We start from the raw sequence: 25614 nt of genomic DNA, 5'->3' as shown, positions 1-25614 counted from the left end.
CCTGGCGTTTCCACGCCGCCGACTTTGAAGAAAACCCTATCGCTTTTCGGCGATAGGGTTTTTTCATGCGCCGTTCAGATTGGACCGGTCATCCTTCCCCTGACGCATGAGCGCAAAAGGGTCGCAGGCCGTCTGTTTCGTCTGGCCCTTTTAACCAACCCTGCTTAGGGTGTCCGGACAGACCGCGACACGCTGCGGGGGACTATGGGGGACGTGACTATGTTCAAAACGATTGGCGCCTTGACGGTGGGGGCTGTGACCGCCGCATTGATGGCGAGCGCAACTCTGGCGCAGGATTACACCGAGCCGCCTTCCTTCGGCCGTGTCAGCCTCAGCTCGGGTTTTACGCCGGATCCTTATGTTCGCAATCTGACGGCGGGCGGCTCCATCCGCGCGCAGGACCGGTTTTCCGATTGCCGCGGCTATATCGCGAATGCGCCTGATTTCTCCGTGAATTACACGGCCGGCTCGCTGCCGCTGATCTTCACCGTGGATTCCGACGCGGACACCACGCTTGTGATCAATGGCCCGGACGCGCGCTGGTATTGCGATGACGACGGCGCTGAAAGCCCGCTCAACCCGCTGGTGCGCTTCTCCAATCCGCAATCTGGCCGTTATGACGTCTGGGTCGGGACCTATTCGCGCGGCGCCGGCGTTCCCGCCACGCTGTTCGTGTCTGAACTGGGCGAGTACACCCGGGATTCCCAGTCGGGCAATTCGGGTTATGGCTCGGGCCTGGACATCAGCCTGGCGTCGCGGTTCGCCGATATCACGCTCAATGGCGGCTTCCTGCCGGATCCGTACCAGCTGCGACTGACCGCGGGCGGTCCGGTGTCCGTGTCGGATTCCTTCGATTTCCAGACCAGCAGCTGCCGGGGCTATGTCACGCGCGAGCCGAGCGTGGAGCTCGATTACACCGGCTATGGCGACCTGTTCATCTACACCAATGGCGACGCGGACACGACGCTGGTGGTCAATGGACCGGACGGCCAGTGGTATTGTTCGGATGACGAGATCGGCACCGATGCGGGTCTTGAATTCAACAACGCCACCCAGGGCGTCTACGACATCTATGTCGGCACCTATTCGCAGGGCGATCGCCAGACGACGCTCATGATTTCCGAGATTGAAATGGGCTATCTGCCGTCTCGGAAATAACAGGATCGCAGGCGGGCGCTGGGCTCGCCTGCGAATACTCAGACGGTGCGCCGTCTGCAGGCCCGACGCAGAGGACGGGCCGAAACGGGGACAGGAAAGGGACACTCATGTTTCGCAGCATTCTCACCGCCGCCGCCGCCGTCAGCGTGATGGCCTTTGCCGCCGAGGCTCAGAACTACTCGCTGAGCCCGACCTATGGCAGCGTCAGCCTGAACAGCGGTTTCACGCCGGATCCGTATGTCATCAACGTGCAGGCGGGCGGCTCGCTCTCGGCCTCCAATGTGGGGTGCTCGGGCTATATCGCCAATGCGCCGGATTTCCGCGTGAACTACAGCGCTGGCGGTTCGCTGCCGCTGATCATCTCGGTGAACTCTTCGGCGGACACCACCCTTGTGATCAACACGCCCAGCGGCGGTTGGTCGTGCAATGATGACGGCGGCAACGGCACCAATCCGTCGATCCGCTTCAACAACCCGCAATCGGGCCAGTATGACATCTGGGTGGGCACCTATTCCAGCGGCGCCACCCAGGCGTCCCAACTGCACATTTCCGAACTCTACAGCCAGTAGGGTTCCGCGCCGTTTTCCGTCCTGCGGGGGCGGCGCACAGGTTTGGCCGGCGGGGGAATCCCGCCGGCCTTTTGCCAGGCGGCGGCAGGCGCGCTTGGGGGCAAAATATCGCCGTAGCGGCGCCAGATGGTCATGATCTGGCCTGTTTGCGGGACATGCTCTGATGCATCTCGAAGTTCAAACACAAAGGGGGACGACATGACGCCATCATTGAAACTCACGGCTTGCGCGGCGGCTCTGCTTCTGGCGTCGAACGCGCCGGCGCTCGCCCAGACCTTCCAGGGCGAACCGGCCTATGGCGTGCTGTCGCTTCAGACCGGGGCCGCGGAAACCGGCGTGCGCGCCGGCGGGGCCTGGGGCGCGAATATCCTCAGCCAGGGCTGCAACGGCTACATCACCGAAATTCCGACCCTGGCGGTCAACTATCAAGGTGATGCGGACCTGTACCTGTCCGCGGGCGCGGACGAGGACACGACCATGGTCGTGCGCGCGCCGGACGGCTCCCTGCATTGTGATGATGACGGCGCCGGCGAGTTCAACCCCGGACTGGTCTTCGCCAAGGCGGAAACGGGTCTTTATGAAGTCTGGATCGGCACGTATGCGGCCGGCATGGGCACGCCGCCGGTCCGGTTCCACGCCTCCACGACAGGGTTCGACACGTCCAATCCCTATACCGTGTCCCCCAACCCGTCCCTGCCGGGCGAGCAGAGCGTGCGCCTGCGCTCGGGCTTCCGCGATGATCCCCATGAAATCGAGGTGACCGCTGGCGGCGAGGCCCGGCTCGAGACCCTGGGCGCCCTGTGCTACGGCTATGCGGGCGAAGCAGCGGATGTGGCGCTGAATTTCCGCGCCGGATCCCTGCCGCTCTACATCGCCATGGACAGTGAGCGCGATGGCGTGCTGGCCGTGCAGACCCCGTCAGGCGAGATGCTGTGCAATGACGATGCGGTGGGCCTGAATCCGGGCGTCTATCTGGAGAGCCCCGAGCGCGGCGAATACCTGATCTGGGCCGGTCTTCTGGGGGATCGCGGCGCGACCGAATCCGCAGTCCTGTCGATCTCGGAGATCGGCTATCAGGGCGTTGACCGGCGTCTGGACCTGACGGCGCGGCCGCGGTTCGGCTCCGGAACGCTCCAGGCCGGCTTCCTGCCCGACCCCGAAGCGATCGAGGTCGAGGCCGGCGGGCCGATCCAGTCCAGCATGGCGGTCGAGGATGGCGTCACCGCGATCGGGTATTGCACGGGCGACATCACCCGTGAGCCGACCTATGAGCTGACCTGGCGCGGCGGCGAGGATGCGCCGCTCTTCATCTCCGCGATCTCTGATGACGACACCACCCTGGTGGTCAACGGGCCCGACGGCGCCTGGATGTGCGATGATGACGGCGGTTCGGGCGTCAATCCGCTGCTGACGGTGGAGAATGCGCCCAGCGGCGTCTATGACATCTATGTGGGCCGGTTCTTCGGCGACGGCGAGACCTCGCCCGCCACGCTCTACATTTCCGAGATCGGCGGCGGCGCGGACCCGGTGAATTCCCGGGTGGATATCGCCCTGCCCGCCCTGTTCGGCGATCATCAGCTGCAAGCGGGCTTCACGCCTGACCCCTACCGCATTCAGGTCGAGGCGGGGGGCCCGATCGACTCAGAAAGCTCCGGCATCAACTCCGACGCGGACTGGTGCAGCGGATATTACACCCAGGCGCCGACCGCCCAGCTCGACTGGTCCGGTCAGAACGGCCCGCTCTCGATCTATGTCGAGGGCGAGCGCGACACGACGCTGGCCATCAACATGCCCGACGGCAGCTGGCGCTGTAATGACGATGGCGGTCCGGGCCTCAGCCCGGCGCTGGAGTTCGATAACGCCATGAGCGGCGTCTACGACATCTATGTGGGCGTGTTCAGCGGCGAACCGGCCTCGGCCGAACTGATGATTTCCGAGTTCGACGCACCCGCCGACTAGGGCTGCGCGGCATGGGAATAAAAGGCGCCTCGGCCCGTCCGGGGCGCCTTGCATTTTGGGCGGGGACGCGTATAACCCCCGCTCTTACTCACCGGCCACCCCGGCCTTATCGACATGCCGGGCAGCCGAGAACGCTGGAATGACAGGTCTTCGCAGACCCGATTTCCCCGCAGGAATGGAGAGCGAAATGTCGAAACTGAAGACCAAGTCGAGCGCCAAGAAGCGTTTCAAGGTCACGGCCTCCGGCAAGGTTCTGGCCGGCCAGGCGGGCAAGCGCCACGGCATGATCAAACGCACCCCGAAGCAGATCCGTCAGAAGCGCGGCACCACCGCCCTGGCAGCTCCGGACGCGAAAGTCGTCAAGCGCACCTACATGCCGTACAACCGCTAAGGCGGACGGCTCAGCCCACCTTGTAACGAGATTTAGGAGACAGCCCTATGGCTCGCGTGTCCTCCGGTCCGGCCCGTCACGCCCGGAAAAAGAAGATCATTTCCCAAGCGAAAGGCTATTATGGCCGTCGCAAGAACACCTTCCGCACCGCCAACCAGGCGGTGGAGAAGGCTGGTCAGTATGCCTATCGCGACCGCCGCGCGAAAAAGCGGACCTTCCGCGCGCTGTGGATCCAGCGGATCAACGCTGCTGCGCGTCTGAACGACTTCACCTATGCCCGCTTTATGGACGGGCTCAACAAGGCCGGCATCGAGCTGGACCGCAAGGTTCTCGCCGATATCGCCGTGCATGAGCCCGAAGCCTTCGCCTCTCTGGTCGCACAGGCCAAGCAGGCTCTGCAGGGCTAAGTCGAACCCTATTGTTCGACAGCTTGTGACAAGCGCCCGCCTGCAGATGCTGCAGGCGGGCGTTTTCGCGTTTGAGATCAGGCGCGGGCCTCGCTAAACCCCTATCTGAATAACCGCTCGTCCGATCCCCGGAGTGACTGATGACCGCCTCTTCCGATCTTGATGCGCTGGAAGCGCGCCTGTCCGCTGACATTGAAGCGGCGTCCGACCTTGCCGCGCTCGACGCCCTCCGCGTGGGCGCCCTGGGCAAGAAGGGCGAGGTATCCCTGAAAATGCGTGAACTGGGCAAGATGAGCCCGGAAGAGCGTCAGGTGATGGGCCCGGCGCTCAACGGCCTCAAGGATCGCCTCAACACCCTTCTGGAGACCCGCAAGGCGACGCTGGAAGACGCCGCGATGAATGCGGCTCTGGCCAGCGAGAGCGTGGACGTCACCCGCCCGGTGAAGCGCGAGGCGCAAGGCTCGCTGCATCCGGTGGCGCAGGTGATGGAAGAGCTGGCGGTGATCTTCGCCGATATGGGCTTTGCGGTGGCGGAAGGCCCGGACGTGGAAGACGACTTCCATAACTTCACCGCGCTCAACTTCCCGCCCGATCACCCCGCGCGCGACACCCACGACACCTTCTTCATGAAGGCCGCCGAGGGCGAGACGGCGAAGGTCCTGCGCACCCATACGAGCCCGGTGCAGATCCGCACCATGCTCAACTCCAAGCCGCCGATCCGCATCATCGCGCCGGGCCGGGTCTATCGCTGTGACTGGGACCAGACCCACACGCCGATGTTCCACCAGGTCGAGGGCCTCGTGATCGACAAGGAGACCCATATGGGCCACCTCAAGGGGTGCCTGATGGATTTCGTCGCGGCCTTTTTCGAGACCGACACCGTGGAGGCGCGCTTCCGCCCCCACCACTTCCCCTTCACCGAGCCGAGCGCCGAGATGGATGTGCGCTATGAGCGTGTGGGCGATGCGGTGAAAGTGGGCTCGGGCGACAAGTGGATGGAAATCCTGGGCTGCGGCATGGTCCATCCCAATGTGATCAAGTCCTGCGGGCTGGATCCGGAGGAATATCAGGGCTTCGCTTTCGGCATGGGCGTGGATCGCCTCGCCATGCTCAAATACGGCATGCCCGACCTGCGCCCCTTCTTTGAGCCTGATGCCCGCTGGCTCAGCCATTACGGCTTCAGCCCGCTCCTGCAGGCGAACCTCGCCACCGGTTTGAGCTAGGACACGGCGATGCGGCTCAATTCCGATCACCTTCAGGCTTTCGGCACCCTGGCCGCCGCGATCGCGGCGCTCATTGCGCTGTTTGTCGCCTGGGATCAGGGCCGCGTCATGCGTCAGGAGATCCGCGCCTCGGTCTGGCCGGCCCTGCAGGTGGATGGCTTCTCGACCCAGCGTGATGACGCCATCGTCCAGGGGCTGAACATCCAGAACGCCGGCGTGGGCCCGGCGCGGATCGATTCCATCGCCATCTTCTATCGAGGCGCGCTCGTTGCTGATCTCGAGGCCCTGTCCGAATTGTTTCCGGGCCATACCGGTCGTTCCGCGACCAGCGTCACCGGGCGCATCATTGGCGCGGGCGACACGGTGGAAGTCTTCGCCTTCCAGGCGCCGCGCTCAGAAGGCGATGATGCGGTCGAGATGATGTACGACCTCGCCAGCAACTATACCGTGGACGTGTGCTATTGCTCGGTTCTGGACGAGTGCTGGATGGCGCACACCAGCGGGTCCGCCAACCCGAAACCTGAATCTGTGGACGCTTGCCCTCTTGAAGGCGTCAGCAACCTCTAACTCCCCGACCCTTTGGACCTGACCGATGAAATTCACCTATTCCTGGCTCAAAGAGCATCTGGACACCGATCTCAGCCTCGCCCAGCTCGACGAGGCGATGACCATGGCGGGTCTGGAGATCGAGGAGATCGAGGATCCGGGCGCCAAGCTCGCCGAGTTCTCAACCGCCTATGTGAAGGACGCCCAGCCGCACCCGGATGCGGACAAGCTGCGCGTCTGCACGGTGGAGACCCGGGACGGGATCAAGCAGATCGTCTGCGGCGCGCCCAATGCGCGCGCAGGGATGACGGCGATCTATGCGCCGCTGGGCGCCTATATTCCGGGTCTGGATTTCAGCCTCGACAAGAAGCCGCGCAAGATCCGCGGCATCGAGAGCCATGGCATGATGTGCTCGACCAAGGAGATCGAGGCGGGCGAGGATCATGACGGCATTGCAGACCTCAAAGGCGACTGGCCGGTGGGCACTCCGGCCGCCGAGGCGCTGGGGCTGAATGACCCGGTCATCGACTTTGAAGTCACGCCGAACCGCCCCGACTGGCTGGGCGTTTACGGCATTGCGCGCGATCTGGCTGCGGCCGGCGCGGGCACGCTCAAAACCGGCCCGGTCAAGAAAGTTCCCGGCAGCTTCCCCTGCCCGGTGACGGTGAAACTCGACTGGCCTGAAGCCTGCCCGATCTTTGCGGGCCGGGTGATCAGGGGCGTCAAGAACGGCCCGTCGCCCGAATGGATGCAGAAGCGCCTGAACGCCATTGGCATCAAGCCCAAGAACCTGCTAGTCGATGTGACCAATTATGTCTCATTCGACTATGCGCGCCCGCTGCACGTCTATGACATGGCCAAGATCGGTCCGGTGCTCTACGCCCGCAAGGGCAGGGGCGAGGCGGACCAGCATGTGGCGCTCGACGAGAAGACCTACACCCCGTCCGAAAGCCATTGCGTGATCGCCGATGATGAGCGGGCTCTGGGCCTGGGTGGCATCATGGGCGGCCAGTATTCGGGTTGCTCGTCGGACACGACGGATGTCTTCATCGAGAGCGCCTGGTTTGATCCGGCGATCATTCGCAAGTCCGCGCGCGAGCTGGGCATCGATTCCGACGCCAAATACCGCTTCGAGCGCGGCGTGGATCCCGAGAGCCCGGTCGACGGCATCGAGCTCGCCACCGCGCTGATCCTTGAATATGGCGGCGGTGAAGCCTCTGACGTGACGGTGTCGGGCACAGCGCCGGCGCGTCCGGACGACATCATTTTCGATCCGGCCCGCATCAAACGCCTGTTGGGCCTCGAGCTGTCTGAAGACCGGATCGAGGAGATCCTCGTCTCGCTGGGCTTTGGCGTGACCCGCGGCGAGCGCTGGACGGTGAGCGTGCCGAGCTGGCGTCGCGATTGCGCCCAGCAGGCTGACCTCATCGAGGATGTGGCGCGTATTGCGGGCTATGACAATCTGCCGGTCGTGTCCTTCCGTCGCCCCGAGGGCGAGCGTTTCGAGGCCCCGGCCACCGAGCTCCAGAACCGGGTGCGCGCTGCGCGCCGGTCTGCGGCCAATCGCGGCTATCGCGAAGCCATTACCTGGTCCTTCTGCCGGTCGGATCAGGCGGATCTGTTTGGCGGCGTCGGCGAGGGTCTGGTGCTGGAAAACCCGATCAGCTCGGAACTGGATGTGATGCGCCCGACCGCGCTCATTCATCTTCTGACCAGCGTGCAGAAAAGCGCCGATCGCGGCTTTGACGATGCCCGCTTCTTTGAAGCCGGCCCGATCTATCTCAATGATGCGCCCGATGGTCAGCAGACCGTGGTCGCCGGCGTGCGCCGCGTGGTCGCCGCGCGCGACTGGCGGGGCGAAGGCGCGCCGGATGTCTTTGACATCAAGGCGGACGCCATGGCGGCGCTGGAGGCGGCGGGCGCGCCCGTCGACAAGCTGCAGGTGACCGCCGATGCGCGCGATCACTGGCATCCGGGTCGGTCAGGCGTTCTGCGTCTGGGTCCGAAAGTGCTGGCCGAGTTTGGCGAAATCCATCCCCGGACTCTGAAGGCGCTGGATGTGGATGGCCGCGTGCTGGCGTTTGAAGTGTTCCTGGACGCCATCCCGGCGACCAAGAAGAAGGCGCTCAAGGCGCGGCCGCCGCTGGAACTGTCTGGTCTGATGGCGGTCAAGCGCGACTACGCCTTCCTGATGGACGCGTCGGCCCCGTCGGCGGAGCTGATCAAGGCGGTCAAGGGCGCGGAAAAACAGCTCATCACCGATGTGGCGCTGTTTGACGTCTATCAGGGCCAGGGCGTGCCCGAAGGTCAGGTCTCGCTGGCGCTGGAAGTCACCATACAGCCGACCGACAAGACCCTGACGGACAAGGAGATCGAGGCGATCAGCGCCAAGATCATCGCCAATGCCCAGAAGGCCGGCGCGTCGCTGCGCGGCTAGAGCACAAGAAAACGCCCCGGAGGCTTGAGGTCTCCGGGGCGCTCACATCGCCCAGCCCCGTCCCTGTCGCGCTAGACCCTCAGATTGAGACCGCTGCGAGCGATCTCCTGCGGCGTCACGGCGCTATCAAGATTGTTATCAAGCGGTTGGGTCACCTGCCGGACGCGCTGGGGCTCCTGAGCGGTCTCGCTCAGCCGATCCACGAGTGAGGGGGTCGGATCGGGCTGGCTGAGCCCGTTATCACGGGTGGAGAGCCCGCTGTCGGCGCGGTCGAACCGCGTTTCAAACCGGGTGTTGGGTGTTGTGATTTCTGTCTCGGCGTCGCCCAGGCTGGCCCCGGTTTCCGGCCGGGTCACGGCGTCAGGATCGCGCGCCTCATCAGGGGCGTCATCCGTCTCTGCCGGAGCGGCGTCAACGCGGAGCGATGGGCTGTCCTCAGGCGACTGCGCCTCTTCCAGCGCCGCTGTGGTCGGGTTCACCTCTTGTGCGGCGCGGGCGCTGGCGTTCAGGCCGTCATCGGCCGGGTTTTCAGGCTCGCGGGCGGGTGCTTCGGGGCGGGCGTTCAGCTCGGGCTGACGCTCGCGGGCGAAAGCATCAGAGCGCTCGAGATTGTCCTCGATGCGCGTTTCAATGCGCTGTTCCTGGCGAGCTCCGGCGTTATCGCGCTGGGCCTCGCGAAGCTGATCGGTCTGAACGCGATCATCTTCGACCACGGTGCGAATCTGATCCGTGCGCTGCTCGCGGGCTTGGACCGCGTCCGTGCGCGTTTGCTGACGGGCGGCCTCTTGCGCCTGCGCCTCGCTCAGTCGTTCGGCGACGCTGGGCGTGTCTGCAGCCGGCTCAGCGGTCTCTCTCGCTTGGACAACACTCGCTTCAGACGCCTCACGGGTCGGTTGCGGCGGTTCCGGGCGAACGGCGAGACGCTGCTCCTGAGCTTCGAGAAGCGCGGCATTGGTGGAGGCGTTGAGACGGTCCTGACTGACCTGGGCGAACCCTTCCGCTGCGGCGGAGCGGTTCGGCGTCTCCTCCTCGGAAGATCGGTTCCGGGCCGGGTTGCGGTCCTGTCGCTCCTGAGGCGCTTCCGTACGATCCACAGGCCGAACCGCCGCCGCATCACTGGCGCCGGTCGAATTGATCAGAACGGGGTCAGACTCGCGGGGCGGCGTCCGGTATAGATCCACCAGATAGCCCGCACCGCCTTGTATATCGGCGACCATCGCGCACCTCTGCACATCTCGCGTCTCATCAGAGTATACAGATTCAGCGAAAGCCTGCGGCGCCCGACCGGTTCTGAGGGTTTCTCAAAGGTAAAGAAAAGGCCCCGACGCGGAACGCCGGGGCCTGATCGTCAGGATGAGAGAAGGGTCTAGCCTTCGCTGGCGTCGCCCTCGTCCTCATCCATCAGCTCTTCCATCAGGAAGGTGTATTCGAGCGCCAGACGACGCGCGCTTTCCTGAAGATTGGCGGCGGCGGAGTGACCGCCCTCCATGTTTTCATAATACAGCACGTCCTGATCCATCTCGTTGAGAAGATAGGCCAGTTTCCGGGCGTGACCCGGATGGACGCGGTCATCCTTGGTGGAGGTCAGCAGGAACATGGGCGGATAGTCGACGCCGGTCTCCACATTGTGGAAGGGCGAGATCGAGCGCAGGAAGGCGCGCTCTTCGGGGTTCTCGTCCGGGAAGCCGTATTCGTCCTGCCAGCTCGCGCCCGCCAGAAGCGTGTGGAAGCGCAGCATGTCCAGCAGCGGCACCTGGCTGATCACCGCGCCCCACAGATCCGGTCGCTGGGTGTACATCACGCCGGTCAGAAGGCCGCCATTGGAGCCGCCCTGAACCGCCAGCTGGTCAGACGTGGTGACGCCGTCATCGATCAGGTCCTCGGCGACCGCGATCAGATCGTCATAGATGCGCTGACGGTTGGTGCGCAGGCCCGCCTGGTGCCAGGCCGGACCGAACTCGCCGCCGCCGCGGATGTTCGCCAGCACATAGGTGCCGCCATTTTCCAGCCACATGCGGCCGCGCGTGCCCGAATAGGACGGGGTCAGGCTGACCTGGAAACCGCCATAGGCGTACAGAAGCGTCGGTTGCGGGCCTTCCGCGCCTTCGGCGTGAACCACGAAATAGGGGATCATCGTGCCGTCAGTGCTCTCGGCCTGACGCTGTTCGACCACAAGGCCTTCGGCGTCAAACCAGGACGGGGCGGATTTCGCCGGTTCCAGCTCGAGATCGGCGGTGAGGCGATAGAGCGCTTCAGGCTCCAGGAAGCCTTCCACATTCACATAGGCGAGATCGGATTGCTCGTCGGCGGTGACGATGGAGAGCGAGGCGTTCTCCGGCGTTTCCACGCTTTCGCTGGTCCAGCCGGCCTCGGTGCGGGTGAAGGCTTCAAGGCCGCCCACAACATTGTCGTTGATCACCATCAGAAGGTGGTTCTGGGTGGTGGCGACGCCATCGATGGACTGGCGCGCATTGGGCGTGAACACAACCTCGACGGCCGGCAGTTCGCCGGTTTCGACGAACTCGGCCATGTCAAAGCTGAGGATCGAGCCGGTGGGGTAGGTCATGCCGCCCTCGACCGGGGTCCATTCCTCTTCGATGGAGAAGACCAGCTGGCCGTCAAACAGGGTTTGCGGGCTCGATTTGCGCGGCAGCGGCATCTGCACCGGCTCGCCGGTTGCGCCGTCAGGCAGGTAGAAATAGACGCTTTCAAAGAAGCTCGCGGCCTGGATGGCCATCATGTAGGCCGTGCCGTCCGCCTGTTCGAAGCGGGCGGGCCAGACGCCCACATTGCTTTCTTCGCCGGTGATGACCACTTCGGCCTCTTCGATCGGCGTGCCGCGGCTCCAGCGCTTCACCACGAAGGGATAGCCCGACTGGGTGGCTTCGGCCGGATCCAGCGCGGTCGCGATCAGCAGCGTGTCTTCGTCGATCCAGGCGGTCGAGCCCTTGGTCTCGTCGATGGTGAACCCGTCCTCGATGAATTCGCGGGTCTCCATGTTGAATTCACGGCGCACTGCGGCGTCAGAGCCGCCATCGGACAGGGTGATCATGCAGCGGGTGTAATCGGGCGCGAGGCAATCCGCGCCGCGCCAGACCCAGTTATGGCCTTCCGCTTCGCCCAGGGCGTCGAGATCGAGCACCACATCCCATTCCGGGTTTTCGGTGGCGTAGCTCTCGACCGAGGTCTTGCGCCACAGGCCTTTGACGTGGTCGGCGTCCTGCCAGAAATTCCAGAGCTCGCCATTGCGCACGCCGACATAGGGGATGCGGTCAGTGGACTGCAGCACTTCGAGCGCCTGATTGTAGAGCGTGTCATAGCGCGGGTCGGAGGTGAGGCGGTCGAGCGAGCGCTCGTTCATCTCGCTGGCGAAGGCGAGGGCGCGTTCGCCTTCCACCTCTTCCAGCCAGACAAGGCTTTCTTCTTCCGCCTGGATCGCAGCGTTCAGCTCTGCGCCCGGCAGGTTGGCGGTGTCGGTCACACCGGACTCCTCGGTTTCAGTCGTATTGTTTTGTTCGGACGGCGAACAGGCCGCGAGCGCCAGAACGGCGGCGGCGGCGGACAGGTGATAACCCCAGCGGCGCATCATGCTCTCCCCTTGTTGAGCGACTGCGCGCATTCAACAGGGCATCGGTCTCCGGGTCAAAGTGAACCTGCTTCAGCGAGCCTTCTCTTGCAGGCCGGGCAGGACCGGCGTATCGCTGACATTATGAGAGCTTACGCCATGAACGGGGCGGGCAACGCCTTCATCGTGCTTGATCGCCGCGACGCATCCGGTCCCGCCGCCTATGGGGAGAGCGGGATTGCGGCCCTGCTGGACGTGCATCCCTTTGATCAGCTGATCGTGCTCGACCCCTCATCAGACGCCGATGCAGACCTGCGGGTCTGGAACCGCGATGGCGGCGAGGTCGGCGCCTGCGGCAATGGCACCCGCGCCGCGGCCTGGCTGTTGTTCGAGGATGGCGCGAAACCGCAGCTCAGCTTCACCTCGTCCGGCGGCCCCATGAGGGCGCAACGGTTGAGCGATGGCGCAGCGGAAGTGGATCTGGGCCCGGCGCGGCTCGACTGGCGAGACATCCCGCTCTCCCTGCCCATGGACACGATGCGGCTCGATTTCGGCGTCAACCTGCCCGATGGCGGACGCCTTGAAGGTCCCGGCGCGGTCTCCATGGGCAATCCCCATGTGGTGTTCGCTGTGGACGATGTGCTGGCCCTGCCGCTCGCCGAGATCGGCCCCTGCATTGAGCACGATCCGCTCTTTCCCGACCGTGTGAACGCCGGCTTTGCGCAGGTGCGCGACCGCGATGATATCCGCCTGAAGGTGTTCGAACGCGGCGCGGGCCTGACGCTGGCCTGCGGCACCGGCGCTTGCGCGGCCCTCGTCGCCCTGCATCGTCAGGGGCTTGTGAACCGCGAGGCCGTAATTGAGGCCGATGGCGGCAAGCTGCCCGTGCGCTGGGACACTGAGGGCCATGTGCATCTGTCCGGCCCGGTGGTTCTGGAACGCGAACTTGATCTGCGAGGACTCTGACGCATACCCGCCTTGCAGACTCCCTTCCCCGCTTGACCGAAGGGCCTCTCAACCCCACTTTGCGCGGCCATGAGCACACCTGTGGAAAACCCGGCCCCGTCCCCTGACGCATCAGAGGGGCGCGATGTGGAGATCGTCACCTTTGGCTGCCGGCTGAACGCCTGGGAGTCCGAAGTGATGCGCGATCATGCGCGTGCGGGCGGCTTATCCGATGCGGTGATCATCAACACCTGCGCGGTCACCAACGAAGCCGTGCGTCAGGCGCGCCAGACCATCCGCCGGATGAAGCGCGAGCGCCCCGATGCCCGCATGATCGTCACCGGCTGCGCCGCCCAGATCGATCCCGAGCAGTTCGCGAAGATGGCCGAGGTGGATCAGGTGCTTGGCAATGCCGAGAAGCTGCGGCCGGAAACCTTCAAGTCCACCGTCATTGGTGGCGGGGACAAGGTGAAGGTGGATGACATCATGGCGGTCAGCGAGATCGCCAGTCATCTCGTGGACGGGCTGGACGGCCGCGCCCGCGCCTATGTTCAGGTGCAGACCGGCTGTGATCACCGCTGCACCTTCTGCATCATCCCCTATGGCCGCGGCAATGCCCGCTCCGCCCCCGCTGGCGAGGTTGTCGATCAGGTCAAACGTCTTGTCGAGACCGGGCATTCCGAAGTGGTGCTGACGGGCGTGGACATGACGAGCTGGGGCCAGGACCTGCCGGGCACGCCCAAGCTGGGCCGTCTGGTGCGCGCCATCCTCAAGCAGGTTCCCGATCTGCAGCGCTTGCGGCTGTCCTCGATCGACGCCATCGAGATTGATGAAGACCTGTTCCGCGCCATCGCCGAGGAAGAGCGGCTCTGCCCCTACATGCACCTGTCGCTTCAGGCGGGGGATGACATGATCCTCAAGCGCATGAAGCGCCGCCATTCGCGCGATGACGCGATTGCGCTGGCCAAACGCCTGCGCGCGGTGCGCCCGGACATCGCCTTTGGCGCGGACCTGATCGCAGGTTTCCCGACCGAGACCGAAGAGATGTTCCAGAACTCGCTGCGGCTGGTGGATGAGTGTGATCTCGCCTTCGTCCATGTCTTCCCCTATTCGCCGCGTCCCGGCACGCCCGCGGCGCGCATGCCGCAAGTGGACCGCGAAGTGGTGAAGGAGCGCGCCGCCCGTCTGCGCGCCAAATCGCATGAGGCGCTGCAACGCCATCTCGCCTCGCGCGTTGGCAAACAGATGACGGTGCTGGTCGAGAAGCCCGGCTTCGCGCGCGCCGATGACTTCACCCCCGTGCGCATGAAATCGGGCGCCCGTCCCGGCGCGCTTGTCCGGGCGATGATCACCGGGCATGACGAGAAAGCCCTGTTCGCAACACCGCTGGAGGCTGCCCGGTGAGCTGGTTCAAATTCGGTTTCGGCAAGAAAAAGCAAAAGGACGAGACCCCGTCCGAGGCTCCGGCGCTCGAGGCGCCAGAGACTGACGCCGAATCCGAAGCGCCCGTTGAATCCGCGGTGATCGCCGAAGTCGAAAAAGCGCCCGAAAGCCTCGATGAGCCGCGTCCGGCGGAACCGGCTCCGGCGCCGGCGGACCCGGAACCGGAGCTTGAAGACCGCGCCGAAGAGGTCGTCTCTGAAAATACTCCGAACCCGGATGAAATCGCGGAAACGCCTGCGCACGCAGGCGGTCTCGAGGCCTTGGCCGAAACTCTGGCCGAGCCCGAGTCAATTGATCCGGTTGCGGAAGAAATGCCTCCAGGGGCCGAGCCTCAGCCTGAACCGGTTGAAGAGAAGAAGGGCTTCTTCGCCCGCCTCGCCGCCGGTCTGAAGAAATCCTCTTCCCGGCTCAGCGACGGACTGAGCTCGCTCTTCACCCAGCGCAAGCTCGATCAGGAGGCGCTGGACGAGCTTGAGGAATTGCTGATCGCCGCGGATATCGGCGCGCCCACCGCCGCCAAGGTCGTCGCGCGTCTGGCCAAGGATCGCTTTGACAAGGATGTCAGCGATCTCGAGATCCGCGAAGCGCTGGCCGATGTGGTGGCTGAGACGCTCCAGCCCTATGAGCAGCCGCTGGACATGACCGGCGCGACGCCGAGTGTTGTCGTGTTCGTGGGCGTGAACGGCTCGGGCAAGACGACCACCCTGGGCAAGATCGCGGTGAAGATGACGCGCGAGGGCGCGGACGTGATCACGGCGGCAGGCGACACCTTCCGCGCCGCCGCCGTCGAGCAGCTTCAGGTCTGGTCAGAACGCGCGGGCGCGAAATTCCTGTCGCGGGAGCTGGGCGCGGATGCGGCGGGCCTCGCCTATGACGCCATCCAGCAGGGCCGCACCGAGAAGTCCGACGCCGTCCTGATCGACACGGCCGGCCGTTTGCAGAACAAGGCCGAGCTGATGGATGAGCTTCGCAAGATCATCCGGGTCATCAGGAAGATTGACGACACCGCGCCCCATCACGTGCTGCTGGTGCTCGATGGCACGGTGGGTTCGAACGCCATTTCCCAGGCCGAAGCCTTCATGGAGACCGCCCATGTCACCGGCGTCATCATGACCAAGCTTGATGGCACTGCGAAGGGCGGCGCGCTGGTGCAAGTGGCCGAACGCTTCAAGCTGCCCATCCACTTTATTGGCGTGGGCGAGGGTGAAGCCGATCTTCAGGCCTTCAAGGCGAAAGCGTTCGCGCGGGCGCTGGCCGGGCTTGAGGGCTAACCCAGCCTCCTCACCCAGTCCGGCACGATTTCGGTCGCCGGACCGTAATGCTGCTCTTCAAACAGATCGCTGATTTCGCCCGGCTCAAGGGTCAGTTCGACCGTATGGGCGCCGCCGCGGCGTGCTTCGGAGACGAAGCCGGCGGCGGGATAGACGGTGCCGGACGTGCCGATGGCGACAAAGAGTTCGCAACGCTCAAGGCTTTGATAGATCTGATCGAGCCCCAGCGGCATTTCCCCGAACCAGACCACATGGGGGCGCAGGCCGCCGGCCTTGCCGCAATCGGGGCAAGCACGGGTTCGCGTCATGTCCTCCCGGTCAAAGAACAGATGGCCGCACCGGGTGCAGCGGGTTTTCAACAACTCGCCATGCATGTGCAGAAGGTTCGCCGAGCCCGCCTGCTCATGCAGATCATCGATATTCTGGGTGACCAGCAGATAATTCGCCCGGCCATCGAGCAGCCAGTTCTGTTCAAGCTCGGCCAGCGCAAAATGGGCCGCATTGGGCCTGGCGTCCGACAGGTTCGCCCGGCGGGCGTTGTAGAACCCCAGAACGGTGTCGGGATCCGCCTCGAAGGCTTCGGGCGTGGCGAGCTTCATCGGGTCGAACTTCGCCCACAGCCCGCCTTCCTCACGGAAGGTGCCCAGCCCGGATTCCGCCGACACGCCCGCGCCGGTCAGGATGACGATGTTCTCAAACCGCGCCATCAGATCAGCCGTTCGGGAAACGGGTCTGGAGCCAGCCCAGCATCAGCTCGGACAGCTCTGCGGGCGCTTCATACTGGGTCCAGTGGCCGATATCCTCGATCACATTCATGTCGAGATCCTTGCACAGCATGGGCATCCAGCCCGCAAGCTTGGGCGGCAGCATGTAATCGCATTCCGCCGAGATCATCTGGCACGGCATGGAGAGCCGGTGGTCGACGCCGCCCAACCGCTCCCAGTTCGCATCGAAATTGCGATACCAGTTCATCCCGCCGCGAAAGCCGGTCCTGGCATAGGTCTCGGCGTAGACCTTGCGGACCTCAGGCGGGACCACGCAATCGTCCTCGCTTTTCAAACCGCCACGCGCGACGAAATTATCAAACCGCTTGGGCAGATGGGTGATGGAATCGGGCAGCTTGTCGAGATCGGCGCTCGGGGCGGGGCCAGCAAAGCTGAAGGCGAAGAAATCCTCTTCCCGGCCTGCGAAGAAATCATCCATGGCCTCGTCCTGGAAGGCGACGATGTAATGATCCTCGCCACCGCGCTCGCGGAAAACCTCTGTGGGCGGGACCGAGCCGCGCGGCAGGTGCGGGGTGTTCACCCCGATCGCGCCCAGAAAGCGCTCGGGGACCAGACAGGCGGCGTGCCACATCAGAATGCCGCCCCAATCATGGCCGACCCAGACCGCCTTCTCGATCCCGAGCGCGTCGAGCAAACCGGTGAAATCGCCCACCAGATGATCCACGCCATAGGCCTCGACCGGATGGGGCGCGTCAGAGGCGCCAAAGCCGCGATTGTCCGCCGCGATCACCCGGTATCCCGCCTTCGCCAGATCCTCGATCTGCTGCGCCCAGCTCAGCGCCAGCTCGGGCCAGCCATGCATCAGAAGCACCGGCACGCCGTCCTCGGGGCCGGCCAGATGCACCGAGAGCGTCACCTCCCCCACATCGATCCTCTGGGCGGGCGGCATGGGTGGGTGTGACATCAATTCCTCCGGCGCAATCAGGCGGGCCGCATCCCCGCACGTTTTTGTTTTCGCTCGAAGTGTAGAAGCTCGAACACGAAGACGGCCAGCCCCGACCAGATGAAAATGAAGGTGGCGAGATAGGCGAGGCTGAAGGGTTCGCCATAGACGAGCCCCACGATGAATTGCAGGGTGGGCGCGACGAATTGCAGAACCCCGATGATCGCAAAGCTCAGACCGCGCGCTCCGGTGAGAAACAGCAGGAGCGGCAACACCGTCATCGGGCCCGTCATCATCAGAAGGATCGCCTCGCTCGGGCCATTGAAGAAATGGCCGGCGTTCTCCCCGCCCTGAATCTCGAACACGGTGAGGACCAGGAGAGAGGGGATCGCCATGATCAGCGTCTCCCAGAACAGGCCGACGCGCGCATCCACCTGAATGGTCTTGCGCACATAGCCATAGGCGGTGAAGGACCCCGCCATGAACAGCGCCAGTACGGGCAGATGACCTACGGTGACGATCTGGTTGATCACCCCCAGCACCGCGAGCCCGATGGCGATGGCGCGCAGGCGCGAGAAGCGCTCACGGGCGACGAACACGCCCACGGCCACATTCATCAAGGGATTGATGTAATAGCCCAGCGAGGCTTCCAGCACATGGCCGGAATTGACCGAGAAGATGTAGACCCACCAGTTGGTCCCGATCAGAAGCGAGGTGCACACCAGCACCAGCAGCGTCTTGCGGTCATTGAGCACGGCCAGAGCCGGCCCCAGCCGGCGACTGACATACAGGATCGCCAGCAAGATGGGCGCAGACCAGACCACGCGCTGCAGCACGATCTCGGTCGGGTTCGCGAACGCCAGGAACTTGTAGAAGATCGGCGACAAGCCCCAGATGAAATAGCCCGAAAAGGCGGCGAGCGCAGCCTGTTTGGGGTCGAGACGGTCAGGAACAGGCGGGGGAATCTGGCTCATGCCCGCCATTTAGGCGCGCGCGACCGATCTGTCACCTGAAGGGTGCTGCATCCGTGCGAATTCGTGATCCGGATGACTCGGCCCGGGGCTTTGAGGGCGCCGCTCTCCGATGGGAGCGAGATAAGACCAAAGCCGCATCTGAGTGCGTAGTGAATAAGTAACCCGATGCGAGGACATAGTCACGATCGCCTGTATTGCGGAGTGCGGCCATGCGCTGGTCTGATCTGAAACTGTCCCGAAAACTGCCCTTGCTGATCGTGGGATTCGCCCTGCTGGGCATGGCCGCTGTCGCGGCTGCCAGCACGGTGACGGCGACCCGGACGATCGCCCGTCTCAACCAGGACCGGCTGTCGGCGGTGGCGAGCTCCCGGGCGCATGAACTCGAGCGCTATTTCCAGCGGATCAGGACCGATCTCCACTCGGTCGCCTCTGATCCCACGACCCGGATCGCGCTTTCCGAATTCAACGAGGCGTTTGCCGGACTTGCGACGGAGGGGTCTGCGACGCAGGTCCTGAAGGCCGCCTATATTCGCAACAATCCCAATCCTTTGGGAGAAAAGCACCTGCTTGACGCGGCGATGACGGGCACGGCCTATGATGATGTGCATGCCCGGTATCACCCCTGGATGCGGGCTCATCTTCTGGACAATGGGTATTACGACATCTTCTTTTTCAACACCCGCGGAGACCTGATCTATTCGGTCTTCAAGGAAGAGGATTTCGCGACGAATTTCGCTCGCAATGGCGGAGAATGGTCGGGGACCGATCTGGGTGCGGCCTTCCGCGGCGCAATGGCGCTGGAAAGCGGAGGGTTCGCCTTCTTTGACTTTGCGCCCTACGCGCCCAGCAATGACGCGCCCGCCAGTTTCATGTCGATGCCGGTCTTCGAGAATGGAGAGCGCATTGGCGTTGTGGCCTTTCAGATGCCGATCGACGGCATCAACACGATCATGTCCGACACCAGCGGGCTGGGCGAAACCGGGGAAGCCCTGATCGTGGGTCAGGACCGTCTCCTGCGCAATGATTCACGCTATACCGCGGACAGCGACATCCTTCAGGCGCGCCTTGATGCGGAAGCGGTCGCCCGCACCCTGTCGACCGGCGAGCCCGCATTTGCCCCGCGCGTGACTTTTCAGGGACGGACCGTGGGCGAAGCAACCGCGGCCTTTGATTTCGCCGGCGTGCGCTGGGCGCTTGTCGCCTTGCAGGATACAGCCGAGCGGGACGCGCCGATCTGGGTCATGATCAGCGCGATTGGCGTTGTACTGCTGTTCGCCTGCCTGTTGATCGGCATGGCGGGCCTGTGGGCGGCCAGAACGCTGAGCGGGCCCATGGGGCGGGTCAGCCTGGCGCTGGACGCCGTCACGACTGGCGGCGTGGTGAAGACCAACCATGCGGACCTTGAGCGGAAGGATGAGATCGGCGGCCTAGCCCGTGCGGTTCAGGCTTTCCAGCGCAATCTGCAGGAACAGGCTGTACTGAAGGCCGAGCAGGGCCAGCGCACCAATCTGGACAAACGCCGACAGCTTGAGCTTGAGCGCCTGATCGCAGACTTCAAGACGCAGGTGGCGCGCATGATGGAGCTGGTTACGCGCGAAGTGGATCAGATGAATGCGGACGCCAGCGCGGTCAGCTCCGCCGCCGAGCAGGCGACGACAGGCGCAACGGATTCCGCGCGGGCCTCCGAACAGGCCTCCGAAGCGGTGTCCTCTGTCTCGGCCGCGGCACAGGAGCTTGTGGCCTCGATCGCCGAGATTGCGCGCCAGACCGAAACCGCCCGGGATGTGGTGGAGAAAACGGTCGGACTCACCGAAGGCGCAGACGCACAGGTGAAACAACTCTCTGAATCCGCTCAGAAGATTGGCGCCATTCTCAATCTGATCAACGACATCGCCGAACAGACCAACCTGCTGGCCCTGAACGCCACCATCGAGGCGGCGCGAGCAGGCGAAGCCGGCAAGGGGTTCGCCGTCGTCGCCCAGGAAGTCAAGGCGCTGGCCGAGCAGACGTCCAAGGCGACCGGAGAGATTGCGACCCAGATCAGTTCCGTGCAGACCTCGACGCAGGGCGCCGTCTCCGCGCTGGGAAACATCTCCGACGCAATCCGAAAGGTGTCCGAGATCAGCAACGCCATCGCCTCCGCCATCGAGGAGCAGAACGCGGTCACCTCGGAAATCTCGAACGCGATCACCCTGGCTTCCAGCGGAACCGAACGGTCCGCCCTGGAAAGCGCTCAGGTCTCGGCCTCCATCACCCAGACCTCAGAGCGGGCAGCCAGCGTCCGCAAATCGGCGGAAACCGTCACAGGGACGCGGTCACAGCTGGAGAAGACCATCTCCAGCTTCCTGTCCGCCGTCAGTCAGGATCTTGATGACCGCCGCAAGGATCGCCGGTTCGAGGTCACCCAGGCCGTTGTCGTCACCCAGTCGGGCCGGTCACTGGAGGCGACCCTGCGTGATATCAGCCTGGGCGGCGTCCGGATCGAACCCCCGATCAAGGTCAGCCTGGGCGAGCGGGTGGAGATCTGTTTCCCGACCGGAGAACGGATCCGGGCCCGGGTCGCCCATGTGGACTCGACCTATTGTGGTCTGGCCTTTGTTGAAAGGCTGACGGTTCTGCCCGGCGGAGTCGCGGCGGCGTGATCAGTCGCCTGCGCGCCGCCGGTTGATCAGCGCGCCCAGTCGCCAGGCCAGCCAGACCGCGCTCCAGACATTGCCGAGGATCGGCAGGGGCAGGATGAAGGCAAGCGCAATCAGCTTGTTGGGCTCAAACACCCAGATCAGGATCGCGATCAGCACAAAGCCGAGATAGAGATCGATCAGGCTGACCACGCCCCAGGGCTCGGACACCAGCCAGCCCACCGCTTCGGAGAGCGACTGCCCGGCGGTCATCCCTGCCCAGACGATGGCGAAGGCGAGGGCGATAGCGCCCAGGGCCGCGATAATCCGAAAGCCTGTGGTCATGTCCCGCTCCTGTACGTGCTTCACAAGGACATACGGGAAGGCAGGCGGTTCGGATTACCTGTCCTGCTCACAGCTGCGCACGCGGTCGCGCTGGTTCTGGGGGAAGCGTCCGATCCAGCACTGGTCAAAGACCGAGCAATAGCAAACCAGCACTTCGGTTTCCCAGCGGGCGTCGTTCAGACGCTCCCAATAGGTGCGATCGGGCGAGTCCTCGGCGGGACGCGTGAAGACGAGAAAGCTGTTTTCGTCATCGGGCGCCAGAAGCACAGGCGCAACCGGGCTGGTGAGCACCTGATTGTCCTCAAAAATGCGCTGCAAAGTGTCGAACCGGCCCTCGGGGTCGGCGTCATGGCCTTCAACGAGGCTGAGAAAAAACGCTTGAGGGCGGGGATAGACGATGTCCTCGTGGATGAAATGCACCCAGCGGATATCAACAGGGCCGAGGCCGCGATTGCCGATGGTGTAGCTCACCCGATAGAGCTGAGCCTCGCTGTCGTAATTGCCGTGGGCGATGGTTGGGATGGGCAGCACGCTGGCTTCCAGCTGGCGCTGCATGACCACGCCCTGAAACACCGCCACAAACAGCGAGGCGACCGAGATGATCGTGACGGCGACCGCCACGATGATCTCGATCAGACGGATGCGGCTTGAGCGCATCGCAGCCTAGTCCCGGTCAGCGTCGGCCACGTCCGGCGTGGTTTTCGGCTCATACGGCTGGTCGGCGGGATGGCGATAGCAGTCTTCATCCAGCTCGCCTTCCCATTTGGCCACAGCGGTCGCCACGGTGGCGTCGCCCGTGACGTTGAGCGCGGTGCGGGCCATGTCCATGATCCGGTCCACCGGCAGGATGAAGCCCACAATGATCGCCACCTGCTCGGCGCTGACGCCGAAGGTGTCGAGCACGATCGCCAGCAGGAAGAGCGAGGCGGACGGAATGCCGGCCGCGCCGATCGAGACGATGGAGGCGGTGAAGGCGATCAGGAAATAGTTCGCCAGCGTCAGGTCATAGCCGAAGGCCTGGGCCGTGAAGAGCGCCAGAATGCCGAGATAGAGCGCCGTGCCGTCCATGTTGATGGTCGCGCCCAGCGGCAGGACCGAGCCCGCAATGGAGCGTTTGACGCCGAGATTCTCGCTGGCGTTGGCGATGGTCACCGGCAGGGTGGCGCTCGAGGAGGCAGTGGAATAGGCCACCGCGATGGCGTCGAGCATGCCGCGCAGGAAGTTCATCACCGGCAGGCCGAGCACGAAGCGGATGAAGCCGCCATAGACCAGCACGGCGTGGGTGATGAGGCCCACATAGACCGCCGCGATCAGCACGGCGATGGCGGCCAGCGCCTCGAACCCTTGCGAAGCAACAGTGTGGGCGACCAGCGCGAAGACGCCGAAGGGCGCCACTTCCATGACAAGATGGGTGACTTTCAGGATCACATTGGCGGCCTGGGTGAACAGATCACCCACCAGCTTGCCCTCGCGACCGGCCATCAGGATGCCGACGCCCAGCAGGACGGCGAAGAAGATGATCGCCAGCACGTCGCCGTCCGCCAGCGCCGCGATGGGATTGTCCGGCACGATGCCCAGAAGGCGTTCGACCAGCGTCGGCGCCTCGCGCGACACCGGCACGGCGTCTGCTCCGCCCAGATCCACGCCTTCTCCGGGCTTGAACAGCAGGCCGAAAATGATGCCGATGATGTTGGCGAAGAAGGTGGTGGCGAAATAGAGGGCCATGGTCTTCAGACCGATGGAGCCCAGCTTCTTGGGATCGCCCAGCGCCACCACGCCGGAGACCAGCGTGGTCAGGATCAGCGGGACGATGAGCATCCGGATCAGGTTGATGAAGAGATCGCCGACCGGTTTGATGAAGGTCTCGAGCCAGTCTGCGGCGGCTTCCCCGCCCATGATCCGGCTCAGAATGCCGCCGAAAATAACGCCGATCACGAGCGCGCCGAGCACGCGCTGCCAGAGCGCGATCTTAAACCAACCTCTCATACAGGCCCCTCCCCGGCGGCTCTCATATCAGAACCGCGCCAGCCTAAGCCCGGATGCGAGGAGGTCAACGATCTGACGCCGTAGGGTTATCAGAAATCAATCACAATTCGGATTCACGGGCCGCCTGGCCGACAGCCTTCAGCACGCCCATGCGCACGCCATAGACGAGCCAGAACACGCCGATGATCAGCATCCAGGGCGCGGTGGGCAGAGCCGGGTTGAGTCGCGACAGGACCACCAGCACGCTGGCCATGACCACATGACCGATCACCACGCGCCAGCTGAGATCGCGATAACTTTCCGCGGTCCGGATCGTGGCTTCCGAAAACCAGCGCCAGGCCCGGTTCACCGAGCCTGAATCCCGCTCCCGGCGGGCTGTTTCGGATTGGTCGGGCTGATAGGACATATGCTCAGGATACGGACTTGTTCAGGCCCTGTCAAAATGCCGTTTCCAAGGCGTGTGAACAAAAAAACCCGCCGTGACGGCCTTGCGCGACCGCCCGGCGGGCCCAGGAGAGATCGTGAGCGGCGGCGCCTAGCCGAGCGCGGCTTCGGCCCGGATGACGGCGGCGGCCGCGTTCACCACGGACGCGATGCGGACAGCGGCCTGGATCTGCTCGGTGGTCAGACCGGCCTTGCGCAGTTCGTGTTCATGCGCGTCAATGCACATGCCGCAGCCATTGATGGCGGAAACGGCGAGAGACCACAGCTCGAAATCGGCCTTGTCGACGCCCGGATTGCCGATGACGTTCATGCGCAGCTTGGCCGGCATGGTCTTGTAATCGCTGGCGGAGACCAGGTGGTTGAAGCGGTAGAACACATTGTTCATGCCCATGATCGAAGCGGCGGCCTTGGCGGCGCTCAGCGCTTCGGCGGAGAGCTTGTCCTCGACCTCGGAGATGATGTCGTTGAGGGTTTCACGCTCGCCGACGGCATAGGCGGACGCCAGGAAAACACCGTATTTCTTCTGGTCGTCCAGAACGGTTTCGCGGGCCAGGGAGCTGAGATTCAGCTTGATGTCCTTGGCGTGGTCGGGGAGGCGGTTTTTCAGGGCGTCAAGGCTCATGGCGCGTCCTTTCATGCTTGCAAAGGGTTTGGACCGGCCGTCCGGCAGGGCAGAAGCGCCCGTCACCAGATGGGGGGATAGGTTCGGGCGGGGGACATTGGGCGGCCGGTCCGGCTGCGCCCATGGCGGACCATGAACGTAGCGGGGCTGGCCGTCATCGGACGGCCCGCAAGGGCCGCCCGACTTCGGTGCGTTCGACTTAGAGCGTGTCGCCGCCAGCCTGACGGTTGCACGGGCACAGCTCGTCGGTCTGAAGGGCATCCAGAACACGCAGGGTGTCGTCTGGGTTGCGGCCGACATTGAGGTTGGTCGCATAGACGTGCTGGATGACGCCATCGGGATCGACAATGTAGGTGTAGCGGTAGGCCACGCCCTCGGGGGAGCGCACGCCCAGACCATCGACCAGAGAACCGGTGGTGTCAGCGAACTGCCACTGGTTCAGGCCCTTCAGGTCCTGGTGCTCACGACGCCAGCCGAGCTTGGAGAACTCGTTGTCGGTCGAGCCGGTCATCACGACGGCGTCGCGATCAGCGAACTCGTCTTCCAGGTTCGCGAAGGCCACGATCTCGGTCGGGCAGACGAAGGTGAAGTCTTTCGGATAGAAGACGATGACTTTCCACTTGCCCGGGAAGGACTCGTTGGTGATCGGCTCGAAAGCGGACTCGCCATTTTCTTCGTGCTGATTGAATTTCGGCTTCACGCCGACGACTTCGAATTCGGGGAGCTTGTCGCCAATACCCAGCATGTGTGTCTCTCCTGGCAGGATTGAAAACTCGGACGAGGGCGGTTGGTTCGGGGTCCGCCCTTCGACGCCAATGGATATGAGGGCAAGCTATCGATAAATCCAATGGATTGTTCCTGTTGCTCCCATAGGATTTATCAATAGAGGAGGGGGTGTAGAACAAAGCAATATAGATCAGTGACTTAGGGCTATTCCGTTGAGATGGTTCTCGCTGCAGTCGAGCCCTTGAAGCGGTTTTGCGCCGGCCAAAACCGCCATATCGATATATCCTATGGTCTCCCCTGATTAAATCGATTTGATA

Annotated in this window: 23 protein-coding genes; 12 read left to right on the top strand and 11 right to left on the bottom strand. The window is 64.0% G+C overall.

Annotation, left to right across the window (positions count from 1 at the left end):
• Positions 1–219: 219 nt before the first annotated feature.
• From OA2633_RS16300 to pheT, 8 genes are all read left to right on the top strand, one after another.
• Entirely contained in the window at positions 220–1158 is a 939-nt protein-coding gene (locus tag OA2633_RS16300; RefSeq protein WP_009802359.1) for a hypothetical protein, read from the top strand.
• Positions 1159–1265: 107 nt separating this feature from the next.
• Entirely contained in the window at positions 1266–1727 is a 462-nt protein-coding gene (locus OA2633_RS09660; protein ID WP_009802358.1) for a hypothetical protein, read from the top strand.
• A gap of 198 nt (positions 1728–1925) precedes the next feature.
• A complete protein-coding gene (locus OA2633_RS15420) occupies positions 1926–3686 on the top strand; it encodes a hypothetical protein (RefSeq protein WP_009802357.1) in 1761 nt (586 codons plus the stop codon).
• Positions 3687–3873: 187 nt separating this feature from the next.
• A complete protein-coding gene (gene rpmI / locus OA2633_RS09650; protein WP_009802356.1) occupies positions 3874–4077 on the top strand; it encodes a 50S ribosomal protein L35 in 204 nt (67 codons plus the stop codon).
• Between the two features lie 47 nt (positions 4078–4124).
• Entirely contained in the window at positions 4125–4484 is a 360-nt protein-coding gene (rplT, locus tag OA2633_RS09645) for a 50S ribosomal protein L20 (RefSeq protein WP_009802355.1), read from the top strand.
• Positions 4485–4624: 140 nt separating this feature from the next.
• A complete protein-coding gene (gene pheS / locus OA2633_RS09640) occupies positions 4625–5707 on the top strand; it encodes a phenylalanine--tRNA ligase subunit alpha (protein WP_009802354.1) in 1083 nt (360 codons plus the stop codon).
• A 9-nt stretch (positions 5708–5716) separates the two neighbouring features.
• On the top strand, positions 5717–6274 hold the full coding sequence (locus tag OA2633_RS15415; protein ID WP_009802353.1) for a hypothetical protein: 558 nt from the start codon (positions 5717–5719) through the stop codon (positions 6272–6274).
• A gap of 25 nt (positions 6275–6299) precedes the next feature.
• Positions 6300–8690: a phenylalanine--tRNA ligase subunit beta gene (gene pheT / locus OA2633_RS09630; protein WP_009802352.1), complete on the top strand. Its 2391-nt coding sequence runs from the start codon at positions 6300–6302 to the stop codon at positions 8688–8690.
• Between the two features lie 71 nt (positions 8691–8761).
• Here the strand turns inward: pheT and OA2633_RS09625 are convergent, their stop codons facing one another.
• Complete coding sequence (locus tag OA2633_RS09625; RefSeq protein WP_009802351.1) at positions 8762–9907, bottom strand: hypothetical protein; 1146 nt, start codon at positions 9905–9907, stop codon at positions 8762–8764.
• Between the two features lie 149 nt (positions 9908–10056).
• Positions 10057–12279 (bottom strand): prolyl oligopeptidase family protein, encoded by a 2223-nt coding sequence (locus OA2633_RS09620; RefSeq protein ID WP_009802350.1) that lies wholly within the window; start codon positions 12277–12279, stop codon positions 10057–10059.
• 135 nt (positions 12280–12414) lie between these two features.
• Between OA2633_RS09620 and dapF the strand changes: the two genes are divergently transcribed.
• The 3 genes from dapF to ftsY all read left to right on the top strand — a co-directional run bounded on the left by dapF (position 12415) and on the right by ftsY (position 15914).
• Positions 12415–13221, top strand: coding sequence for a diaminopimelate epimerase (gene dapF, locus OA2633_RS16390; protein WP_009802349.1), 807 nt, complete (start codon positions 12415–12417; stop codon positions 13219–13221).
• A gap of 69 nt (positions 13222–13290) precedes the next feature.
• Positions 13291–14604: a tRNA (N(6)-L-threonylcarbamoyladenosine(37)-C(2))-methylthiotransferase MtaB gene (mtaB, locus tag OA2633_RS16385; RefSeq protein ID WP_050752867.1), complete on the top strand. Its 1314-nt coding sequence runs from the start codon at positions 13291–13293 to the stop codon at positions 14602–14604.
• Complete coding sequence (gene ftsY / locus OA2633_RS09605) at positions 14601–15914, top strand: signal recognition particle-docking protein FtsY (RefSeq protein WP_009802347.1); 1314 nt, start codon at positions 14601–14603, stop codon at positions 15912–15914. Before mtaB ends, ftsY begins: the two co-directional genes overlap by 4 nt.
• On the opposite strand, the gene OA2633_RS09600 is transcribed toward ftsY, so the two are convergent.
• Genes OA2633_RS09600 through rarD form a run of 3 tightly spaced genes read right to left on the bottom strand, consistent with a single transcriptional unit; the run spans position 15911 to position 18556 of the window.
• The gene (locus OA2633_RS09600; protein WP_009802346.1) at positions 15911–16621 is read right to left on the bottom strand and encodes an NAD-dependent deacylase; all 711 of its coding nucleotides are present in this window, start codon (positions 16619–16621) and stop codon (positions 15911–15913) included. The two genes, ftsY and OA2633_RS09600, sit on opposite strands and share 4 nt — an antisense overlap.
• A gap of 4 nt (positions 16622–16625) precedes the next feature.
• Positions 16626–17603 (bottom strand): alpha/beta fold hydrolase, encoded by a 978-nt coding sequence (locus OA2633_RS09595; RefSeq protein ID WP_040612601.1) that lies wholly within the window; start codon positions 17601–17603, stop codon positions 16626–16628.
• Positions 17604–17620: 17 nt separating this feature from the next.
• A complete protein-coding gene (gene rarD / locus OA2633_RS09590) occupies positions 17621–18556 on the bottom strand; it encodes an EamA family transporter RarD (RefSeq protein ID WP_009802344.1) in 936 nt (311 codons plus the stop codon).
• 209 nt (positions 18557–18765) lie between these two features.
• Here rarD and OA2633_RS09585 point away from each other — a divergent pair, with 209 nt between their 5' ends.
• Positions 18766–21198 (top strand): methyl-accepting chemotaxis protein, encoded by a 2433-nt coding sequence (locus OA2633_RS09585; protein ID WP_009802343.1) that lies wholly within the window; start codon positions 18766–18768, stop codon positions 21196–21198.
• Here OA2633_RS09585 and OA2633_RS09580 read toward each other — a convergent pair whose 3' ends face one another.
• The 6 genes from OA2633_RS09580 to OA2633_RS09555 all read right to left on the bottom strand — a co-directional run bounded on the left by OA2633_RS09580 (position 21199) and on the right by OA2633_RS09555 (position 25316).
• The gene (locus OA2633_RS09580) at positions 21199–21519 is read right to left on the bottom strand and encodes a hypothetical protein (protein ID WP_009802342.1); all 321 of its coding nucleotides are present in this window, start codon (positions 21517–21519) and stop codon (positions 21199–21201) included.
• A gap of 54 nt (positions 21520–21573) precedes the next feature.
• Complete coding sequence (locus OA2633_RS09575; protein ID WP_009802341.1) at positions 21574–22176, bottom strand: hypothetical protein; 603 nt, start codon at positions 22174–22176, stop codon at positions 21574–21576.
• A gap of 6 nt (positions 22177–22182) precedes the next feature.
• Entirely contained in the window at positions 22183–23505 is a 1323-nt protein-coding gene (locus OA2633_RS09570) for a dicarboxylate/amino acid:cation symporter (RefSeq protein ID WP_009802340.1), read from the bottom strand.
• A 100-nt stretch (positions 23506–23605) separates the two neighbouring features.
• Positions 23606–23911: a hypothetical protein gene (locus OA2633_RS09565; RefSeq protein ID WP_009802339.1), complete on the bottom strand. Its 306-nt coding sequence runs from the start codon at positions 23909–23911 to the stop codon at positions 23606–23608.
• A 129-nt stretch (positions 23912–24040) separates the two neighbouring features.
• The gene (locus OA2633_RS09560) at positions 24041–24571 is read right to left on the bottom strand and encodes a carboxymuconolactone decarboxylase family protein (protein ID WP_009802338.1); all 531 of its coding nucleotides are present in this window, start codon (positions 24569–24571) and stop codon (positions 24041–24043) included.
• Positions 24572–24770: 199 nt separating this feature from the next.
• Positions 24771–25316, bottom strand: coding sequence for a peroxiredoxin (locus OA2633_RS09555; protein WP_009802337.1), 546 nt, complete (start codon positions 25314–25316; stop codon positions 24771–24773).
• Between the last annotated feature and the right edge of the window lie 298 nt (positions 25317–25614).

The organism is Oceanicaulis sp. HTCC2633 (assembly GCF_000152745.1).
Classification (GTDB): domain Bacteria; phylum Pseudomonadota; class Alphaproteobacteria; order Caulobacterales; family Maricaulaceae; genus Oceanicaulis.
The sequence above is the reverse complement of the archived record's forward strand: the minus strand, read 5'-3'. Positions and strand labels throughout refer to the sequence as shown.

Coding starts and splice junctions, on each gene's coding strand:
- OA2633_RS16300 (WP_009802359.1), top strand. CDS start 220: ATGTTCAAAACGATTGGCGCCTTGACGGTGGGGGCTGTGACCGCCGCA.
- OA2633_RS09660 (WP_009802358.1), top strand. CDS start 1,266: ATGTTTCGCAGCATTCTCACCGCCGCCGCCGCCGTCAGCGTGATGGCC.
- OA2633_RS15420 (WP_009802357.1), top strand. CDS start 1,926: ATGACGCCATCATTGAAACTCACGGCTTGCGCGGCGGCTCTGCTTCTG.
- rpmI (WP_009802356.1), top strand. CDS start 3,874: ATGTCGAAACTGAAGACCAAGTCGAGCGCCAAGAAGCGTTTCAAGGTC.
- rplT (WP_009802355.1), top strand. CDS start 4,125: ATGGCTCGCGTGTCCTCCGGTCCGGCCCGTCACGCCCGGAAAAAGAAG.
- pheS (WP_009802354.1), top strand. CDS start 4,625: ATGACCGCCTCTTCCGATCTTGATGCGCTGGAAGCGCGCCTGTCCGCT.
- OA2633_RS15415 (WP_009802353.1), top strand. CDS start 5,717: ATGCGGCTCAATTCCGATCACCTTCAGGCTTTCGGCACCCTGGCCGCC.
- pheT (WP_009802352.1), top strand. CDS start 6,300: ATGAAATTCACCTATTCCTGGCTCAAAGAGCATCTGGACACCGATCTC.
- OA2633_RS09625 (WP_009802351.1), bottom strand. CDS start 9,907: ATGGTCGCCGATATACAAGGCGGTGCGGGCTATCTGGTGGATCTATAC.
- OA2633_RS09620 (WP_009802350.1), bottom strand. CDS start 12,279: ATGATGCGCCGCTGGGGTTATCACCTGTCCGCCGCCGCCGCCGTTCTG.
- dapF (WP_009802349.1), top strand. CDS start 12,415: ATGAACGGGGCGGGCAACGCCTTCATCGTGCTTGATCGCCGCGACGCA.
- mtaB (WP_050752867.1), top strand. CDS start 13,291: ATGAGCACACCTGTGGAAAACCCGGCCCCGTCCCCTGACGCATCAGAG.
- OA2633_RS09600 (WP_009802346.1), bottom strand. CDS start 16,621: ATGGCGCGGTTTGAGAACATCGTCATCCTGACCGGCGCGGGCGTGTCG.
- OA2633_RS09595 (WP_040612601.1), bottom strand. CDS start 17,603: ATGTCACACCCACCCATGCCGCCCGCCCAGAGGATCGATGTGGGGGAG.
- rarD (WP_009802344.1), bottom strand. CDS start 18,556: ATGAGCCAGATTCCCCCGCCTGTTCCTGACCGTCTCGACCCCAAACAG.
- OA2633_RS09585 (WP_009802343.1), top strand. CDS start 18,766: ATGCGCTGGTCTGATCTGAAACTGTCCCGAAAACTGCCCTTGCTGATC.
- OA2633_RS09580 (WP_009802342.1), bottom strand. CDS start 21,519: ATGACCACAGGCTTTCGGATTATCGCGGCCCTGGGCGCTATCGCCCTC.
- OA2633_RS09575 (WP_009802341.1), bottom strand. CDS start 22,176: ATGCGCTCAAGCCGCATCCGTCTGATCGAGATCATCGTGGCGGTCGCC.
- OA2633_RS09570 (WP_009802340.1), bottom strand. CDS start 23,505: ATGAGAGGTTGGTTTAAGATCGCGCTCTGGCAGCGCGTGCTCGGCGCG.
- OA2633_RS09565 (WP_009802339.1), bottom strand. CDS start 23,911: ATGTCCTATCAGCCCGACCAATCCGAAACAGCCCGCCGGGAGCGGGAT.
- OA2633_RS09560 (WP_009802338.1), bottom strand. CDS start 24,571: ATGAGCCTTGACGCCCTGAAAAACCGCCTCCCCGACCACGCCAAGGAC.
- OA2633_RS09555 (WP_009802337.1), bottom strand. CDS start 25,316: ATGCTGGGTATTGGCGACAAGCTCCCCGAATTCGAAGTCGTCGGCGTG.